The sequence below is a fragment of the Streptomyces albidoflavus genome, assembly GCF_000719955.1.
GTDB classification, from domain to species: Bacteria; Actinomycetota; Actinomycetes; order Streptomycetales; family Streptomycetaceae; genus Streptomyces; species Streptomyces albidoflavus.
This window is the reverse complement of sequence record NZ_JOII01000001.1, coordinates 320,434-335,798: the sequence shown is the minus strand read 5'-3', so window position 1 is coordinate 335,798 and position 15,365 is coordinate 320,434. Positions and strand designations below refer to the sequence as shown.

At 68.4% G+C, this 15,365-nt stretch carries 25 protein-coding genes; 23 read left to right on the top strand and 2 right to left on the bottom strand.

What is annotated here, in order from left to right; all coding sequences use genetic code 11:
* Window positions 1-107: 107 nt before the first annotated feature.
* On the bottom strand, window positions 108-485 hold the full coding sequence (locus IF45_RS0101640; protein ID WP_010638854.1) for a hypothetical protein: 378 nt from the start codon (window positions 483-485) through the stop codon (window positions 108-110).
* A 20-nt stretch (window positions 486-505) separates the two neighbouring features.
* On the opposite strand from IF45_RS0101640, the gene IF45_RS33075 reads away from it, so the two are divergent.
* From IF45_RS33075 to panD, 5 genes are all read left to right on the top strand, one after another.
* Entirely contained in the window at window positions 506-718 is a 213-nt protein-coding gene (locus IF45_RS33075; protein WP_129805722.1) for a hypothetical protein, read from the top strand.
* A gap of 73 nt (window positions 719-791) precedes the next feature.
* Window positions 792-2,888 (top strand): helix-turn-helix domain-containing protein, encoded by a 2,097-nt coding sequence (locus IF45_RS0101635; RefSeq protein WP_078842823.1) that lies wholly within the window; start codon window positions 792-794, stop codon window positions 2,886-2,888.
* The gene (locus IF45_RS0101630; RefSeq protein WP_030304986.1) at window positions 2,885-3,862 is read left to right on the top strand and encodes a hypothetical protein; all 978 of its coding nucleotides are present in this window, start codon (window positions 2,885-2,887) and stop codon (window positions 3,860-3,862) included. Before IF45_RS0101635 ends, IF45_RS0101630 begins: the two co-directional genes overlap by 4 nt.
* Window positions 3,859-4,764: a DUF6339 family protein gene (locus IF45_RS0101625; RefSeq protein WP_030304985.1), complete on the top strand. Its 906-nt coding sequence runs from the start codon at window positions 3,859-3,861 to the stop codon at window positions 4,762-4,764. Before IF45_RS0101630 ends, IF45_RS0101625 begins: the two co-directional genes overlap by 4 nt.
* Window positions 4,765-4,852: 88 nt before the next feature.
* Complete coding sequence (panD, locus tag IF45_RS0101620; protein ID WP_018468509.1) at window positions 4,853-5,266, top strand: aspartate 1-decarboxylase; 414 nt, start codon at window positions 4,853-4,855, stop codon at window positions 5,264-5,266.
* Window positions 5,267-5,331: 65 nt separating this feature from the next.
* Here the strand turns inward: panD and IF45_RS0101615 are convergent, their stop codons facing one another.
* Window positions 5,332-6,192 carry a hypothetical protein gene (locus IF45_RS0101615; RefSeq protein ID WP_008407182.1) on the bottom strand — a complete coding sequence of 287 codons (861 nt, stop codon included), beginning with the start codon at window positions 6,190-6,192 and terminating at the stop codon, window positions 5,332-5,334.
* A gap of 614 nt (window positions 6,193-6,806) precedes the next feature.
* Between IF45_RS0101615 and rpsJ the strand changes: the two genes are divergently transcribed.
* From rpsJ to rplR, 18 genes are all read left to right on the top strand, one after another.
* A complete protein-coding gene (gene rpsJ, locus IF45_RS0101610; protein WP_003948644.1) occupies window positions 6,807-7,115 on the top strand; it encodes a 30S ribosomal protein S10 in 309 nt (102 codons plus the stop codon).
* A gap of 14 nt (window positions 7,116-7,129) precedes the next feature.
* Window positions 7,130-7,774 carry a 50S ribosomal protein L3 gene (gene rplC / locus IF45_RS0101605; RefSeq protein WP_003948643.1) on the top strand — a complete coding sequence of 215 codons (645 nt, stop codon included), beginning with the start codon at window positions 7,130-7,132 and terminating at the stop codon, window positions 7,772-7,774.
* A gap of 7 nt (window positions 7,775-7,781) precedes the next feature.
* Window positions 7,782-8,435 carry a 50S ribosomal protein L4 gene (rplD, locus tag IF45_RS0101600; RefSeq protein ID WP_030304983.1) on the top strand — a complete coding sequence of 218 codons (654 nt, stop codon included), beginning with the start codon at window positions 7,782-7,784 and terminating at the stop codon, window positions 8,433-8,435.
* Window positions 8,435-8,851, top strand: a complete 417-nt coding sequence (rplW, locus tag IF45_RS0101595) for a 50S ribosomal protein L23 (protein ID WP_030304981.1) — start codon at window positions 8,435-8,437, stop codon at window positions 8,849-8,851. The genes rplD and rplW overlap by 1 nt, the downstream gene beginning before the upstream one ends.
* 38 nt (window positions 8,852-8,889) lie before the next feature.
* A complete protein-coding gene (gene rplB / locus IF45_RS0101590) occupies window positions 8,890-9,726 on the top strand; it encodes a 50S ribosomal protein L2 (protein ID WP_003948640.1) in 837 nt (278 codons plus the stop codon).
* A 12-nt stretch (window positions 9,727-9,738) separates the two neighbouring features.
* Window positions 9,739-10,020 (top strand): 30S ribosomal protein S19, encoded by a 282-nt coding sequence (gene rpsS / locus IF45_RS0101585; RefSeq protein WP_003948639.1) that lies wholly within the window; start codon window positions 9,739-9,741, stop codon window positions 10,018-10,020.
* Between the two features lie 44 nt (window positions 10,021-10,064).
* Complete coding sequence (rplV, locus tag IF45_RS0101580; RefSeq protein WP_004571827.1) at window positions 10,065-10,412, top strand: 50S ribosomal protein L22; 348 nt, start codon at window positions 10,065-10,067, stop codon at window positions 10,410-10,412.
* Entirely contained in the window at window positions 10,412-11,242 is an 831-nt protein-coding gene (gene rpsC, locus IF45_RS0101575; protein ID WP_003948637.1) for a 30S ribosomal protein S3, read from the top strand. Before rplV ends, rpsC begins: the two co-directional genes overlap by 1 nt.
* Before the next feature lie 5 nt (window positions 11,243-11,247).
* Window positions 11,248-11,667, top strand: coding sequence for a 50S ribosomal protein L16 (gene rplP / locus IF45_RS0101570; protein WP_003948636.1), 420 nt, complete (start codon window positions 11,248-11,250; stop codon window positions 11,665-11,667).
* Window positions 11,667-11,891, top strand: a complete 225-nt coding sequence (gene rpmC, locus IF45_RS0101565; RefSeq protein ID WP_003948635.1) for a 50S ribosomal protein L29 — start codon at window positions 11,667-11,669, stop codon at window positions 11,889-11,891. Before rplP ends, rpmC begins: the two co-directional genes overlap by 1 nt.
* The gene (gene rpsQ, locus IF45_RS0101560) at window positions 11,891-12,178 is read left to right on the top strand and encodes a 30S ribosomal protein S17 (protein WP_003948634.1); all 288 of its coding nucleotides are present in this window, start codon (window positions 11,891-11,893) and stop codon (window positions 12,176-12,178) included. Before rpmC ends, rpsQ begins: the two co-directional genes overlap by 1 nt.
* Before the next feature lie 133 nt (window positions 12,179-12,311).
* On the top strand, window positions 12,312-12,680 hold the full coding sequence (gene rplN / locus IF45_RS0101555; protein ID WP_003948633.1) for a 50S ribosomal protein L14: 369 nt from the start codon (window positions 12,312-12,314) through the stop codon (window positions 12,678-12,680).
* Window positions 12,681-12,682: 2 nt separating this feature from the next.
* Window positions 12,683-13,006, top strand: coding sequence for a 50S ribosomal protein L24 (gene rplX / locus IF45_RS0101550; RefSeq protein ID WP_003948632.1), 324 nt, complete (start codon window positions 12,683-12,685; stop codon window positions 13,004-13,006).
* The gene (gene rplE, locus IF45_RS0101545; protein ID WP_003948631.1) at window positions 13,006-13,563 is read left to right on the top strand and encodes a 50S ribosomal protein L5; all 558 of its coding nucleotides are present in this window, start codon (window positions 13,006-13,008) and stop codon (window positions 13,561-13,563) included. The genes rplX and rplE overlap by 1 nt, the downstream gene beginning before the upstream one ends.
* A gap of 3 nt (window positions 13,564-13,566) precedes the next feature.
* Entirely contained in the window at window positions 13,567-13,752 is a 186-nt protein-coding gene (locus tag IF45_RS0101540; protein WP_003948630.1) for a type Z 30S ribosomal protein S14, read from the top strand.
* A 247-nt stretch (window positions 13,753-13,999) separates the two neighbouring features.
* A complete protein-coding gene (rpsH, locus tag IF45_RS0101535) occupies window positions 14,000-14,398 on the top strand; it encodes a 30S ribosomal protein S8 (RefSeq protein WP_003948629.1) in 399 nt (132 codons plus the stop codon).
* Window positions 14,399-14,419: 21 nt separating this feature from the next.
* Entirely contained in the window at window positions 14,420-14,959 is a 540-nt protein-coding gene (rplF, locus tag IF45_RS0101530; protein WP_003948628.1) for a 50S ribosomal protein L6, read from the top strand.
* 3 nt (window positions 14,960-14,962) lie between these two features.
* Window positions 14,963-15,346, top strand: coding sequence for a 50S ribosomal protein L18 (rplR, locus tag IF45_RS0101525; RefSeq protein WP_003948627.1), 384 nt, complete (start codon window positions 14,963-14,965; stop codon window positions 15,344-15,346).
* The last annotated feature ends 19 nt before the right edge of the window (window positions 15,347-15,365 follow it).

The following is a 15,365-nucleotide window of genomic DNA, read 5'->3' as shown; positions in this document are numbered from 1 at the left end:
TCGGCGGGGTGCCGGCGCGTACGACGCCGGCACCCCGGCAGGCGAACGTGGGCCTGAGGGTGTGCGGGGGGTGCTTCAGCCGATGTGGGGCGGCGCGGGGGGAGCGGTCAGCGGGAGAAGGTCGTCACCGTGGTGGTGACAACGGTGACGACCGTCGTCACGACCGTCCTGGTTCCACTCCGGCGCGACTTCCGCGTGGTGCGGGTGACCTTGTAGGTGCGCGGACCGGAGGTGCCCCGAGGGGTGGAGGGGCGACGGCTGGTCCGGGACTTCTTGCGGCGCACCGGCGGGACGGAAGGGGTGGTCGTCTGCTCGGTGGTCGGCTGGGCGGTGCTGTTCCCGCGGGCGAGGCGCTTCCGGGCGGAGGCGAGGCTCGCGGGATGGATGCCGGAGCTCGCGAGAAGCTCGGCGCGGAGATACGGGTCCTCCGTGTTGTCGTACCGGCGGATGAAACGTGCCATGAAGGCCTCGTCGTCCGTGCTCATGTATACCCCTCCCTGCGGACATGCCGAAGATGCCCGCCGCCATGGATGCTGATGACGACCTGCTGGCCGGTCTGAAGACGGAGCTCTCCCGTCGATTTTTGGTGGCACATCCTTCAACGGCCGGAACCGGGTGGGGAGTTGCCGAAAAGACCGTACCACGCCGAGTCGGCGTTCCCGATCTTGGGGTGCGAAGAAAAATCTCCACCACTGCTGGCGCAGTAACCAGACTCTGATGTCTAACTAGATTTGACAAGCATAGGCGTGTCAAAGGTGATGCTAGTCTTGGTCTCCTGCAGGAGAAGGGGAGTGGCGGCCATGGAGGAGTCCGAGGAGTTCGGCGTCTGGCTCGGACGGCAGTTGCGGCGTACCCAGTTGTCGCAGGCGGACTTCGCGCAGCGGCTGGGCCTCACCCGTGCCGCGGTCTCGGCCTGGGTCACTGGTCGGGCGCGTCCCCGGACCGAGATGATGGCGAAGATCGCCGAAGTCCTCGGGACCGACCTGGCAACCCTGGTCACCCGGGACACCGACACCGGCGGCGCCCGCCCCATCGGCTGGTACCACCGCACCGCCCACCTGGACGGCGGCCGGGAGTACGGCAACGCCGCCGCCTTCGCCTTCGACGCCGACCTCGCCGTCCTGGCCCGCGAGGTCACGCAGAACTCCCTCGACGAGCGCCTGGACCACGACCGCCCGGTGCGGGTCCGCTTCACCCTGCACGAGCTGACCGGGGAGCACCTGAACTCCTTCCTCACGGCCCTCAAGTGGGACGAGGTCGCACCGCACTACGAGGCCGCCGCACAGTCGCGCCAGAAGGTCGCACGGGTCCTGGCGGAGGGGCTCCGCGCGCTCCGCGAGGAATCCTCGCTGCTCCTGCTGCGGGTCGACGACTACAACGCCTCCGGGCTGACCGGACCGGAGTACGCGGACGGGCGGTACGCGGCCGTCGTGCGACGCCAACTCGACAGTCACAAGCGGGACGACCGCGCCGGTGGCTCCTACGGCCTGGGCAAGGCGACCCTGTGGGCGGCCAGCCGGCTGGGCCTGGTCCTGATGAACAGCACCCTGTCCGAGGCGCACGAGGGGCGTACCGAGCGCAGGGTCGTCGGACGCCTCGACCTCCCCTGGCGCGAGGTCGACGGAGTCGCCTACGCGGGCCCGGCCTGGCTCGGCGAGCCCGACACCGAGAAGGAGCACCAGGGCGTCTCCCGTTCCTGGTGGGCCGACGAACGAGTCGTCGCCGACCTCTGCCTGGAGCGGGACGGCGACGACCCAGGAACGTCCTTCCTCGTGGTCGGCGCACATGACGCGGCCGGGAGCAGTGACAGCCTGGAGTCGATGCGCGACGCGCTCGACCAGGCCCTGGCGGACAACTTCTGGGCCGCCATGACCTCCGGCCGCTCCACCCCCGCCATGCTCGACGCGTCCGTCCGCGCCCTGCGGAACGGCGAGACGGTGGTCCCCGACCGGCGGGTCGACCCGGTCGAGCGGCACCCCGCGCTGACCCGCGCCCTGCGGGCGCACCTCGACGGCGAGACGGTCGCCGAGCTGACCTCCGCCGGTCAGGTCGCCGCCACGGAGGTGCCGCTCGCCGTACCGACGCCGCGCGTCAGCGGAAAGCGGTCCACGACCCACGAACACCGAGCGGTGCTGCTGGTCACCGCCGCCGACGGCACCGACCAGGAGCACAGCCGCGTCATCTGCATGCGGGGCACCCGGATGAGGGTCATGGCGCGACGCCCGCGCGGACTGGGCATGGGAGTCGATCCCTTTCAGGCGGTCCTGCTCGCCGGCTCGGCCACGGGACGCGACGACGCGGTGACACGCGCCGCCGAGGCGTTCCTGCGTGCCGCCGAACCACCGGAGCACGACAAGTGGGGTGCCACCGAGGACCTCACCGCCACCTATGCCAACGCCCCCCGTCGGCTCACCGAGTTCAACGCCGCCATGGACAAGGCGCTCCACGCGGTGATCGGACGGCGGACCGACGGGCAGCGGGAGGACGGCCCGGAAGTGCTGCGCAAGCTGCTCCGCCTCGACGTCCCGACGCCGGGTGGCGGTCGCCGCGGACCGGGACAGCCGGCCGTGGACCGGGTGACGGGCCGGGTGGACGCCGACGGCGCCTGGACCCTCGACGTCACGCTGACCGTGCCGCGCCGTGACGAGCGGTGGCAGATGAAACCGGTGGCCAAGTTCGACGTGCGCTCGGGCGGCCGCCCGTCGCTGGCCTGGGCGGCCCTCGAACCTCTGGAGAACTGCGAGGTCGTCGGGGACAGACTCCTCGTCGCCCCCGACGTACGGTCGGCGCGCTTCCGAGGAGTCACCGCAGTCGAGAGCCATCCGGTCGCCGCCGCCATGGCCGGCGTGATCGTGGACGTCCAGCAGGCGCGAGAGGTCTCGGCATGAGCACGGTGTACGCGTACCCGACCCTGGTCGGGAAGGTCGAGGCCACGGTCAAGGGCGCCCACATCGACGGGAAGCCGCTCCAGCTGTCGTTGATCTCCCGCTCGGAGCGTGTCGTCGCCCTGCACCAGGTGGAGCGGGAGGACTGGACGGAAGGCGTTCTCGATCTGGAGGTCTCCGTTCCGGCGGGTGAGGTGGACGACGGCCCCTGGGCCCGAGTCGGCTGTTTCGCGGTCCTGAGCGAGGGCGCCACCAACACGCGTGTCGTCACCCGGTTGGACAAGCAGCGGGACGACTCCGTCTGGCGCGGCGAGGTCCGGGTGCACCGGTCCTGCCACCTCGCCAGGGCGACCCTCGACGTGTGTGTCGTGGGCACCTACGGCGGGATCGACGGCCGCGTCATCGGTACGACGGACGCGCCGTGGGTGGTGGACCTGCACGGCCGGACCCCGACCAGACAACGTGAGCTGGACATCGTCGAGGTGGACTTCCGCGACGGACCCGAGGAGTGGCTGCGACGGTTCGCCGACGCCCCCTGGCTGATCGACACCGAGCGGGAACAGCCGACGATCCTCCTCAACACCTCCTTCGAAGGACTCTCCCCACTCCTGTCGGGTGCCCACGGGCCGCTGGAGAAGGCGACGGCCGGACTGCTCGCGGCGCAGATCGCCGCTGATGCCTGGTCCACCATGTTCCACTCGGCACTCGCCGACCTCGAATTCGACGAGGACGGCACCCCGCACCTGCCCGGCGGCTGGCAGGGAGCCGTCCTGCGCTCCCTGCTCCCCGACGTCTTCCCCGAGCTTCCCCTGGCGGAGGCCCTCGCCGAGGCACACAGTCGTCGGGCGGACGGCCGCGGATGGGGAGAGGTCCAGTCCCGCATCCAGTTCGCCGCGGCTCGGCGCGGCACGCTGCCGAAGAACCTGACGGCCGCCATCCGTGCCGTCTCCCGCGCCCAGGGAGGTGCGCGTCGATGAACAGCTACCCCGTCGACCCCCCGGAGCGGCTCGCCTCGCTCACCACCGGCCGCGCGACCTCCTTCCTCACCGAGGGGGTGCGGGCCGGGCAGGACGAGATCCCTCAGGTCGCCGTCGTGCGTGCCGCCACACCGCTGGACGGGTACGCCGTCCGCTGGAGCACCGCTCCGGTGCGCGAGATCCTCGACGAGGCGATGGACCGCTTCGCCGACGCACGGACCGACGCGGACGCCTGGCTGGCGCCCCGTCTGCACGCGACGGTGCGGATGTCCCGCGCGGAAGCGGCGGACCCGGGGCTGTGGAACTTCCTCGCGCTCGCCGTGGCCCCCGACTACGTGCTCTGGCGCCACGTGCCGGCGGGGCAGTCCGAGGAGGCCGCGCCGAAGAAGGTGAACGCGGCCCGTTTCGTCGGCCCCCACTACAGCCAGGCCTTCGCTCGGCTGTGGTGGTCGGCGGAGATGTTCCGGGACGGCCCCGACTACGGCCCGGCCGTCGTCGCCTGCGGCAACCAGGACATGATCAACACCGCGCTCCGGCTGGACGCCGTCGATCACAAGCCGACCGCACTGGCCATGGCGCGGGTGCTCCAGCAGTGGACGGAGAGCGGTACGAACCGCCTCGGGGACCGCGTCAACGCGCTCTGCACCGCGGTGAACACCGCCGGCAGCACCCTGATGTACGAGGTGATCGCCCCCGACGACGCTCCCGATCACGCCGCCCGCGCCGCCTGGATCGACGAAGCGGAGACTGCCGCGTCCGTGCCGTGGGAACGGCTCCCGGACGGCCCCGACGACGGCTCCGCCCGTCGCACCTCGTGCTCGGCCCTGACCCGGATGTTCGAGCAGTTCGCTGCGGAAGCTCCGCTCCGGGACCGCGCCCGCGCGGGGGCCACCGCCGACTGATCCCGCGCTCCCCGCCCCCGCTCTACCATGGCGACGTAGGCGCGCACCTCCCCGAGGGCGCGACCCCTTCCCTCAGGAGTGCACCCGCATGTTGCGCACCATGTTCAAGTCCAAGATCCACCGTGCCACCGTCACCCACGCCGACCTGCACTACGTCGGCTCCGTGACCGTCGACCGCGACCTGATGGACGCCGCCGACCTGCTCCCCGGCGAGCTGGTCCACATCGTCGACATCACCAACGGGGCCCGGCTGGAGACGTACGTCATCGAGGGCGAACGCGGCTCCGGCGTCATCGGCGTCAACGGCGCCGCCGCCCACCTCGTCCACCCCGGCGACCTGGTCATCCTCATCAGCTACGCCCAGGTCGACGACGCCGAGGCCCGTTCCCTGGTCCCGGCCGTCGTCCACGTCGACGCCCAGAACCACGTGGTCACGCTCGGTACGGACCCGGGCGAGCCGGTCCCCGGGACCGACCAGGTACGCAGCCCCGCGAGCGTCTAGCCTCCGCGCGTACGGCGAGGGCCCGCGGCACGGCGTTCGTGCTGCGGGCCCCTCGCCGGCCGAGGTCAGTCGTCGGCGAAGACCTCGTCCAGGTTCGCGGCAGTACCGGCGCGGCTCAGCCACCGCTCGAGCGCTGCCCTGTCACGGCAGGCGGAGATCGTTTGTTCCGTCTCACTGGGAACGTCGAAGCCGCGTCCCCGGAGCACCAGGAGCAGCGCCCGCGCTTCCCCTTCCGCCCGGATCTCCTGGCTGATCGGCGACTTGTAGAACGAGAGATCCACGGCCATCAGGTTCCTCCACAGATCGGCGGCCGGGAGCTTCCCGAGCCCTTGCGCGGTGAGTTCGGTCAGGGGGTCGGCCACGTCCTCCGGGACGTCGCGCAACGCTGCGGACAGGGCTTTCAGTATGGCACCGACGTCCGGTTCCTTCGCGTGGGTGACGGCGGCCAGGACTGCCAGGGCGAGGTCCTCCGCGGCCTCTGCCGGATCGGTGATCACTGGCAGGTTGTGCGGGCCCGCGACCAGAGGGAAGACGGCGAACGAGGTCCATGCCGCCGGCCCGATCCGGATCGGCTGGGAGGCCCATCGCGCGGTCGCGCGGTCCTGGCAGACGACGAGCAGGACGGGCGGGACCTCGTGCTTGGAGTTCAGGTACCCGAGGTAGTAGGCCCAGCTCGCGAGCTTGGCGGGGTCCTTCCTGCCCTGGGCCTCGACGGCGAGCAGGAACGAGCCGTCGCGCTCGGTGTCGAAGCGTAAGAGGGTGTCGACCCGGCGCTCCACGGGCTGGAGCTCGGTGAGGTCGGTGGGCATGACGTCGAACGAGGTGTACGCGGGGAAGTCCACGCCGAGTGCCGGGCCGACCCGGCTGAACAGGCCGGGATGGTCCTGGAAGACGCGGTGCATCGCCTCGTGGGGCGAGCTGACCATGAGTGCTCCTGCCTCGGGACCGGCGGACAAGCGGCCGGTCTGATCATCGGGGCAGCAACATATGACTCCGGCACATGCCAGGGAGCTCCGAACGGGTGCGTTCACCCTGATGGGGGAGTAAGGGAACGCCCGTGCGGAAGGTCCCCGAAGGGTGTCCCGCCCTCGTTCGGCCGCGTCCGCGTTTGACGGCGGGAAGGCCGGGGGTAAGCTTCTCGGCTCGATTGGCTCTATGCGGGGCACGTGTGGCAGACTGTCCGGGTTGCTCGGTTGAGTGCCGATGCCGCGCGCCTCCCGCCGGGAGGACTGGAAGCGAGTCCCACAGTACTCGTCGCCTCAACTGCCCCAGGTTCGCCGAAGGCAGCGCTGTGGCGGACGTACGGGAATCTTCCGGGAAGCGTGTGCGGGGTACCAGCCAGGCGCCCGGTGGTCACCACATCGCAAGGTGTGGCTTCACCGAACCGCGTGGCCACGGTGTGGAACGCAGCCCCCCAGATGGGATTCCGCGAGGAAATTTCGTACGGGCGGGAAGGCGACACACCCGACCGCGTGGGTCGGAGAGAGAGACCGGACCCCGGGTCCCAGAGCGTTACGAGAGACAGGACTACCAAGTAGCCATGGCGGGACAGAAGATCCGCATCCGGCTCAAGGCCTACGACCACGAGGTCATCGACTCTTCGGCGAAGAAGATCGTCGAGACGGTGACCCGCACTGGTGCGTCGGTCGCAGGCCCGGTGCCGCTGCCCACTGAGAAGAACGTGTACTGCGTCATCAAGTCGCCGCACAAGTACAAGGACTCTCGCGAGCACTTCGAGATGCGCACCCACAAGCGCCTCATCGACATCCTCGACCCGACGCCCAAGACCGTTGACTCTCTGATGCGACTCGACCTTCCGGCCGGCGTCGACATCGAGATCAAGCTCTGAGAGGCGCGCTAGAGATGGCTAAGCAGATTAAGGGCATCCTGGGCGAGAAGCTCGGCATGACTCAGGTCTGGGACGAGAACAACCGGGTCGTCCCGGTGACCGTCGTCAAGGCCGGTGCCAATGTCGTGACCCAGGTCCGCACCAATGACACCGACGGCTACGAGGCCGTGCAGATCGCCTTCGGTGAGATCGACCCGCGCAAGGTGAACAAGCCCCTCAAGGGTCACTTCGCCAAGGCCGACGTCACCCCTCGCCGTCACCTCGTCGAGATCCGTACCGCTGACGCCAGCGAGTACACCCTCGGCCAGGAGCTGAACGCCGACACCTTCGAGGCGGGCCTCAAGGTCGACGTGACCGGCAAGAGCAAGGGCAAGGGCTTCGCCGGTGTCATGAAGCGTCACAACTTCAAGGGCCTCGGCGCCGGTCACGGCACCCAGCGCAAGCACCGCTCGCCCGGCTCCATCGGTGGCTGCGCCACCCCGGGCCGTGTGTTCAAGGGCCTCCGCATGGCGGGCCGCATGGGCAACGAGCGGGTCACCACCCAGAACCTGACCGTCCACGCCGTTGACGCGGAGAAGGGACTGCTCCTCATCAAGGGCGCCGTCCCCGGTCCGAACGGCGGCCTCGTCCTGGTCCGTACCGCGGCCAAGGGGGCCTGAGGTAACGATGAGCACCATTGACATCCTTTCGCCGGCAGGCGACAAGGCCGGGACCGTCGAGCTCCCCGCGGAGATCTTCGACGCGAAGACCAGCGTTCCGCTGATCCACCAGGTCGTCGTCGCACAGCTGGCCGCTGCCCGACAGGGCACGCACAAGACCAAGTCGCGTGGCGAGGTTCGCGGCGGTGGCCGCAAGCCGTACCGCCAGAAGGGCACCGGCCGCGCCCGTCAGGGCTCGACCCGCGCTCCGCAGTTCGCCGGCGGTGGCGTCGTCCACGGCCCCGTGCCGCGTGACTACTCGCAGCGGACCCCGAAGAAGATGAAGGCCGCCGCCCTGCGCGGTGCCCTCTCGGACCGGGCCCGCCACGACCGCATCCACGTCGTCACCGGCGTGGTCGAGGGCGAGGTCTCCACGAAGGCCGCCAAGGGCCTGCTCGGCAAGATCAGCGAGCGCAAGAACGTGCTCCTGGTCATCGAGCGTTCCGACGAGGCCGCGCTGCTCTCCGCACGCAACCTGCCCCAGGTGCACATCCTGGACCCGGGCCAGCTGAACACGTACGACGTGCTCGTCTCGGACGACGTGGTCTTCACCCAGGCCGCCTTCGAGTCCTTCGTGTCCGGCCCCAAGGCCGCCAACGAGACCGAAGGGAGCGACGCCTGATGGCCACGCGTCACCCGAGCATTGCCCCCAAGGCGGCCAAGGCCGCCAAGGCCGCCCGCGTCGCCAAGACGAAGCGGCACGCCGCGGAGGGCAAGAACACCGTCGAGACTCCGCTGAGCAAGAGCTTCACGGACCCCCGTGACGTTCTCGTCAAGCCGGTCGTCTCGGAAAAGAGCTACGCGCTCCTCGACGAGAACAAGTACACGTTCATCGTCGCGCCCAACGCCAACAAGACCCAGATCAAGGAAGCCGTCCAGGCGGTCTTCGAGGTCAAGGTCACCGGGGTGAACACGATCAACCGCCAGGGGAAGCGCAAGCGGACCCGCACCGGTTTCGGCAAGCGTGCCGACACCAAGCGCGCGATCGTGACCCTCGCCGAGGGCGACCGTATCGACATCTTCGGCCAGGCCTCCTAACGGAGCGCCCTGGTCCGATATCGGACGAGGACTGAGAAATGGGTATCCGCAAGTACAAGCCGACGACTCCGGGCCGTCGTGGTTCCAGCGTCGCCGACTTCGTCGAGGTCACGCGGTCCACGCCGGAGAAGTCGCTGGTCCGCCCGCTGCACAGCAAGGGCGGCCGTAACAACACCGGTCGTGTGACCGTTCGCCACCAGGGTGGCGGACACAAGCGCGCCTACCGCGTGATCGACTTCCGTCGTCACGACAAGGACGGCGTGCCGGCGAAGGTCGCGCACATCGAGTACGACCCCAACCGCACCGCGCGTATCGCGCTGCTGCACTACGCGGACGGCGAGAAGCGCTACATCCTCGCCCCCCGCAACCTGTCGCAGGGCGACCGGATCGAGAACGGTCCCGGCGCGGACATCAAGCCCGGCAACAACCTGGCGCTCCGCAACATTCCGGTCGGTACGACCATCCACGCCATCGAGCTGCGGCCCGGCGGCGGCGCGAAGTTCGCCCGTTCCGCGGGTGCCTCCGTGCAGCTGCTCGCGAAGGAAGGGGCCATGGCCCACCTTCGTATGCCGTCCGGCGAGATCCGTCTGGTCGACGTCCGCTGCCGCGCCACCATCGGCGAGGTCGGCAACGCCGAGCAGTCGAACATCAACTGGGGCAAGGCCGGCCGTAAGCGCTGGCTGGGCGTCCGCCCGACCGTTCGCGGTGTGGCGATGAACCCGGTTGACCACCCCCACGGTGGTGGTGAGGGCAAGACCAGCGGTGGTCGCCACCCGGTCTCCCCCTGGGGTCAGAAGGAGGGTCGTACGCGTTCTCCCAAGAAGGCGAGCAACAAGTACATCGTCCGCCGCCGCAAGACGAACAAGAAGCGCTAGGAGCGGGTTTAGATGCCGCGTAGTCTCAAGAAGGGGCCCTTCGTCGACGACCACCTGATCAAGAAGGTGGATGTCCAGAACGAAGCCGGCACCAAGAACGTCATCAAGACCTGGTCCCGTCGCTCGATGATCGTCCCGGCCATGCTGGGCCACACGATCGCGGTGCACAACGGCAAGACCCACATCCCGGTGTTCGTCACCGAGTCGATGGTCGGCCACAAGCTCGGCGAGTTCTCGCCGACTCGCACCTTCCGCGGCCACGTCAAGGACGACCGGAAGTCGAAGCGCCGCTAAAGGCGGGGTGGAAACGACTTATGACTAACACCGAAGGGACAACCATGGAAGCCAGGGCCCAGGCGCGGTACATCCGCGTCACGCCCATGAAGGCCCGCCGCGTGGTGGACCTCATCCGTGGCATGGACGCCACGGAGGCTCAGGCGGTCCTGCGTTTCGCCCCGCAGGCCGCGAGCGTGCCGGTCGGCAAGGTGCTGGACAGCGCCATCGCCAACGCCGCGCACAACTACGACCACACCGACGCCTCTTCGCTGGTCATCAGCGAGGCGTACGTGGACGAGGGCCCGACCCTGAAGCGGTTCCGGCCGCGCGCCCAGGGCCGTGCCTACCGGATCCGTAAGCGGACCAGCCACATCACCGTGGTCGTCAGCAGCAAGGAAGGAACCCGGTAATGGGCCAGAAGGTAAACCCGCACGGGTTCCGGCTCGGTGTCACGACCGACTTCAAGTCGCGTTGGTACGCCGACAAGCTGTACAAGGACTACGTCAAGGAAGACGTCGCCATTCGTCGCATGATGACGAAGGGCATGGAGCGGGCCGGTATCTCCAAGGTGGAGATCGAGCGCACCCGCGACCGCGTCCGCGTTGACATCCACACCGCGCGTCCGGGCATCGTCATCGGCCGCCGCGGCGCCGAGGCCGACCGCATCCGCGGCGAGCTGGAGAAGCTCACCGGCAAGCAGGTGCAGCTGAACATCCTCGAGGTCAAGAACCCCGAGACCGACGCTCAGCTGGTGGCCCAGGCCGTCGCCGAGCAGCTGTCCTCCCGCGTCTCCTTCCGTCGCGCCATGCGTAAGAGCATGCAGTCGTCGATGAAGGCCGGCGCCAAGGGCATCAAGATCCAGTGCGGCGGTCGTCTCGGCGGCGCCGAGATGTCCCGTTCGGAGTTCTACCGCGAGGGCCGTGTGCCCCTGCACACGCTCCGCGCCAACGTGGACTACGGCTTCTTCGAGGCCAAGACGACCTTCGGCCGCATCGGCGTGAAGGTCTGGATCTACAAGGGCGACGTCAAGAACATCGCCGAGGTTCGCGCCGAGAACGCCGCGGCCCGCGCCGGCAACCGCCCGGCCCGTGGCGGCGGCAACGACCGCCCGGCCCGTGGCCGTGGTGGCGAGCGTCGCGGTCGTAAGCCGCAGCAGCAGTCCGCGCCGGCTGCCGAGGCCCCCAAGGCCGAAGCGCCCGCCGCTGCCGCTCCGGCTGAGAGCACCGGAACGGAGGCCTGAGGGTCATGCTGATCCCCCGTAGGGTCAAGCACCGCAAGCAGCACCACCCCAAGCGGAACGGTATGGCCAAGGGCGGTACCGAGGTCGCGTTCGGCGAGTACGGCATCCAGGCGGTCACCCCCGCCTACGTGACGAACCGCCAGATCGAGGCCGCTCGTATCGCGATGACCCGCCACATCAAGCGTGGCGGCAAGGTCTGGATCAACATCTACCCGGACCGTCCGCTCACGAAGAAGCCCGCCGAGACCCGCATGGGTTCCGGTAAGGGTTCCCCCGAGTGGTGGATCGCGAACGTCAAGCCGGGCCGGGTGATGTTCGAGCTGTCCTACCCGAACGAGAAGATTGCGCGTGAGGCGCTTACCCGCGCTGCTCACAAGCTTCCGATGAAGTGCCGGATTGTTCGGCGCGAGGCAGGTGAGTCGTGATGTCGGCCGGTACCAAGGCGTCCGAGCTGCGCGAGCTGGGCAACGAGGAGCTTCTGGCGAAGCTCCGCGAGGCCAAGGACGAGCTGTTCAAGCTCCGCTTCCAGGCGGCGACGGGTCAGCTCGAGAACCACGGTCGGCTGAAGGCCGTCCGTAAGGACATCGCCCGGATCTACACCCTGATGCGCGAGCGCGAGCTGGGCATCGAGACGGTGGAGAGCGCCTGATGAGCGAGAGCAACGTGACTGAAGAGACCAAGGACGCCCGCGGCTTCCGCAAGACCCGCGAGGGTCTGGTGGTCAGCGACAAGATGGACAAGACCGTCGTCGTCGCCGTCGAGGACCGCGTCAAGCACGCCCTGTACGGCAAGGTCATCCGCCGTACGAACAAGCTCAAGGCCCACGACGAGCAGAACGCTGCCGGCGTCGGCGACCGTGTCCTCCTGATGGAGACCCGGCCGCTGTCCGCCACCAAGCGCTGGCGCATCGTCGAGATCCTCGAGAAGGCCAAGTAATCCCTTCCGGGACTACAGGCAAGAGCATCCCTCCGAGGGGTAACTCTCGGACCAGTTCCGCCAGGCTCGGCAGGGGAGCGGCCCCACGGGGTTCCTCCCCTGCCGGGAACCGGCAGACGATCAGGAGATAGACGTGATCCAGCAGGAGTCGCGACTTCGCGTCGCCGACAACACGGGTGCGAAGGAGATCCTCACCATCCGCGTTCTCGGTGGCTCGGGCCGCCGCTACGCGGGCATCGGTGATGTCATCGTCGCCACCGTCAAGGACGCGATCCCGGGCGGCAATGTGAAGAAGGGTGACGTCGTCAAGGCCGTCATCGTTCGCACCGTCAAGGAGCGCCGTCGCGCGGATGGCTCGTACATCCGCTTCGACGAGAACGCCGCCGTCATTCTGAAGAACGACGGCGACCCCCGCGGCACCCGTATCTTCGGCCCGGTCGGCCGTGAGCTGCGCGAGAAGAAGTTCATGAAGATCATCTCGCTCGCGCCGGAGGTGCTGTAAGCATGAAGATCAAGAAGGGCGACCTGGTCCAGGTCATCACCGGTAAGGACAAGGGCAAGCAGGGCAAGGTCATTGCCGCTTTCCCGCGCGAGGAGCGCGTCCTGGTCGAGGGTGTCAACCGGGTCAAGAAGCACACCAAGGCGAACCAGCCGGGCCGCGCATCGCAGGCCGGCGGGATCGTGACCACCGAAGCCCCGGTCCACGTGAGCAACGTGTCGCTCGTCGTGGAGAAGGACGGCAACAAGGTCGTCACCCGCGTCGGGTACCGCTTCGACGAGGACGGCAACAAGATCCGCGTTGCCAAGCGGACCGGTGAGGACATCTGATGACGACCACCACTGCACCCCGTCTGAAGCTGAAGTACCGCGAGGAGATCGCGGGCAAGCTGCGTGACGAGTTCAAGTACGAGAACGTCATGCAGGTGCCCGGCCTGACCAAGATCGTGGTCAACATGGGTGTGGGCGACGCCGCCCGCGACTCCAAGCTGATCGAGGGCGCCATCCGCGACCTCACCACGATCACCGGCCAGAAGCCGGCCGTCACCAAGGCCCGGAAGTCCATCGCGCAGTTCAAGCTGCGTGAGGGTCAGCCGATCGGTGCCCACGTGACCCTGCGCGGCGACCGCATGTGGGAGTTCCTGGACCGCACCCTGTCGCTGGCGCTCCCGCGCATCCGCGACTTCCGCGGCCTGTCCCCCAAGCAGTTCGACGGCCGTGGCAACTACACCTTCGGTCTCACGGAGCAGGTCATGTTCCACGAGATCGACCAGGACAAGATCGACCGCGTCCGGGGTATGGACATCACCGTGGTCACCACGGCGACCAACGACGCTGAGGGCCGTGCGCTCCTTCGTCACCTCGGCTTCCCGTTCAAGGAGGCGTGAGCCGTGGCGAAGAAGGCTCTCATCGCAAAGGCCGCTCGCAAGCCGAAGTTCGGCGTGCGCGGCTACACCCGCTGCCAGCGGTGCGGCCGTCCGCACTCTGTCTACCGCAAGTTCGGCCTGTGCCGTGTGTGCCTTCGTGAGATGGCTCACCGCGGCGAGCTGCCGGGCGTGACCAAGAGCTCCTGGTAGATCCCGCTTCAGGGATTCACCGGGCCTCTGGTAAGCAACCAGGCGGCGGACGATCTTCCTCCGATGGCTTAGGCTGGAGAGGTTGGCCGTCCGCCGCCCTGGACAGCCCGCGGACGCTCACCACTGAGCAGTCCGCATATGACGCTTACTACGCCGCAGGTCCCCGCGCCGCACCCGTCCCGTCCCGGATCGGGGAGAGGGATGGCGCATACAGGAAACCCCGGCGAGAAAGGCCGAAGGCCGATTCATGACCATGACTGATCCGATCGCAGACATGCTTACGCGTCTGCGTAACGCCAACTCGGCGTACCACGACTCCGTCGTGATGCCGCACAGCAAGATCAAGTCGCACATCGCGGAGATCCTCCAGCAGGAGGGCTTCATCACGGGCTGGAAGACCGAGGACGCCGAGGTCGGCAAGAACCTCGTCCTCGAGCTGAAGTTCGGTCCGAACCGTGAGCGCTCCATCGCGGGCATCAAGCGGATCTCCAAGCCCGGTCTCCGGGTCTACGCGAAGTCCACCAACCTGCCGAAGGTCCTCGGCGGTCTCGGCGTGGCGATCATCTCCACGTCGCACGGCCTCCTGACCGGCCAGCAGGCGCAGAAGAAGGGCGTGGGTGGGGAAGTCCTCGCCTACGTCTGGTAGTCGGGAACGGAGGAAAAGCTCATGTCGCGTATTGGCAAGCTTCCCATCACGGTTCCCGCCGGCGTGGACGTCACCATCGATGGCCGCACGGTCGGCGTGAAGGGTCCCAAGGGCACCCTCGCGCACACCATCGTCGCGCCGATCGAGATCGCTAAGGGCGAGGACGGCACCCTCTCGGTGACGCGCCCGAACGACGAGCGTCAGAACAGGGCTCTGCACGGCCTGTCCCGCACGCTGGTGGCGAACATGATCACCGGTGTGACCCAGGGATACGTCAAGAAGCTCGAAATCAACGGTGTCGGTTACCGCGTGGTCGCGAAGGGCTCCAACCTGGAGTTCTCTCTCGGCTACTCCCACCCGATCCTGGTCGAGGCCCCCGAGGGCATCACCTTCAAGGTCGAGTCCCCCACCCGTTTCTCGGTCGAGGGCATCGACAAGCAGAAGGTCGGCGAGGTTGCGGCCAACATCCGCAAGCTGCGCAAGCCCGACCCGTACAAGGCCAAGGGCGTCAAGTACGAGGGCGAAGTCATCCGCCGCAAGGTCGGAAAGGCGGGTAAGTAAGCCATGGCATACGGTGTGAAGATCGCTAAGGGCAACGCCTACAAGGCCGCTGCCATCAAGCGCCGCCACATCCGCGTCCGCAAGAAGGTCTCGGGCACCGAAGTGCGCCCGCGCCTGGTCGTGACGCGTTCCAACCGCCACATGGTCGCCCAGGTGATCGACGACATCAAGGGTCACACCCTGGCGTCGGCGTCCACCCTGGACACGTCCATCCGCGGTGCCGAAGGCGACAAGTCCGCCCACGCCAAGCAGGTCGGCGCGCTCGTCGCCGAGCGTGCCAAGGCCGCGGGTGTCGAGGCTGTCGTGTTCGACCGTGGTGGCAACAAGTACGCCGGGCGCATCGCCGCCCTGGCGGACGCCGCCCGCGAAGCCGGGCTCAAGTTCTGAGCCTCCGTCGCGGACAGCG

Coding starts and splice junctions, on each gene's coding strand:
- IF45_RS0101640 (WP_010638854.1), bottom strand. CDS start 485: ATGAGCACGGACGACGAGGCCTTCATGGCACGTTTCATCCGCCGGTAC.
- IF45_RS33075 (WP_129805722.1), top strand. CDS start 506: ATGCCGAAGATGCCCGCCGCCATGGATGCTGATGACGACCTGCTGGCC.
- rpsS (WP_003948639.1), top strand. CDS start 9,739: ATGCCGCGTAGTCTCAAGAAGGGGCCCTTCGTCGACGACCACCTGATC.
- rpsQ (WP_003948634.1), top strand. CDS start 11,891: ATGAGCGAGAGCAACGTGACTGAAGAGACCAAGGACGCCCGCGGCTTC.
- rpsH (WP_003948629.1), top strand. CDS start 14,000: ATGACCATGACTGATCCGATCGCAGACATGCTTACGCGTCTGCGTAAC.
- rplE (WP_003948631.1), top strand. CDS start 13,006: ATGACGACCACCACTGCACCCCGTCTGAAGCTGAAGTACCGCGAGGAG.
- IF45_RS0101615 (WP_008407182.1), bottom strand. CDS start 6,192: ATGGTCAGCTCGCCCCACGAGGCGATGCACCGCGTCTTCCAGGACCAT.
- rplR (WP_003948627.1), top strand. CDS start 14,963: ATGGCATACGGTGTGAAGATCGCTAAGGGCAACGCCTACAAGGCCGCT.
- rplF (WP_003948628.1), top strand. CDS start 14,420: ATGTCGCGTATTGGCAAGCTTCCCATCACGGTTCCCGCCGGCGTGGAC.
- rpsC (WP_003948637.1), top strand. CDS start 10,412: ATGGGCCAGAAGGTAAACCCGCACGGGTTCCGGCTCGGTGTCACGACC.
- IF45_RS0101630 (WP_030304986.1), top strand. CDS start 2,885: ATGAGCACGGTGTACGCGTACCCGACCCTGGTCGGGAAGGTCGAGGCC.
- rpsJ (WP_003948644.1), top strand. CDS start 6,807: ATGGCGGGACAGAAGATCCGCATCCGGCTCAAGGCCTACGACCACGAG.
- rplP (WP_003948636.1), top strand. CDS start 11,248: ATGCTGATCCCCCGTAGGGTCAAGCACCGCAAGCAGCACCACCCCAAG.
- rpmC (WP_003948635.1), top strand. CDS start 11,667: ATGTCGGCCGGTACCAAGGCGTCCGAGCTGCGCGAGCTGGGCAACGAG.
- rplW (WP_030304981.1), top strand. CDS start 8,435: ATGGCCACGCGTCACCCGAGCATTGCCCCCAAGGCGGCCAAGGCCGCC.
- rplV (WP_004571827.1), top strand. CDS start 10,065: ATGGAAGCCAGGGCCCAGGCGCGGTACATCCGCGTCACGCCCATGAAG.
- rplD (WP_030304983.1), top strand. CDS start 7,782: ATGAGCACCATTGACATCCTTTCGCCGGCAGGCGACAAGGCCGGGACC.
- rplB (WP_003948640.1), top strand. CDS start 8,890: ATGGGTATCCGCAAGTACAAGCCGACGACTCCGGGCCGTCGTGGTTCC.
- panD (WP_018468509.1), top strand. CDS start 4,853: ATGTTGCGCACCATGTTCAAGTCCAAGATCCACCGTGCCACCGTCACC.
- IF45_RS0101625 (WP_030304985.1), top strand. CDS start 3,859: ATGAACAGCTACCCCGTCGACCCCCCGGAGCGGCTCGCCTCGCTCACC.
- rplX (WP_003948632.1), top strand. CDS start 12,683: ATGAAGATCAAGAAGGGCGACCTGGTCCAGGTCATCACCGGTAAGGAC.
- rplC (WP_003948643.1), top strand. CDS start 7,130: ATGGCTAAGCAGATTAAGGGCATCCTGGGCGAGAAGCTCGGCATGACT.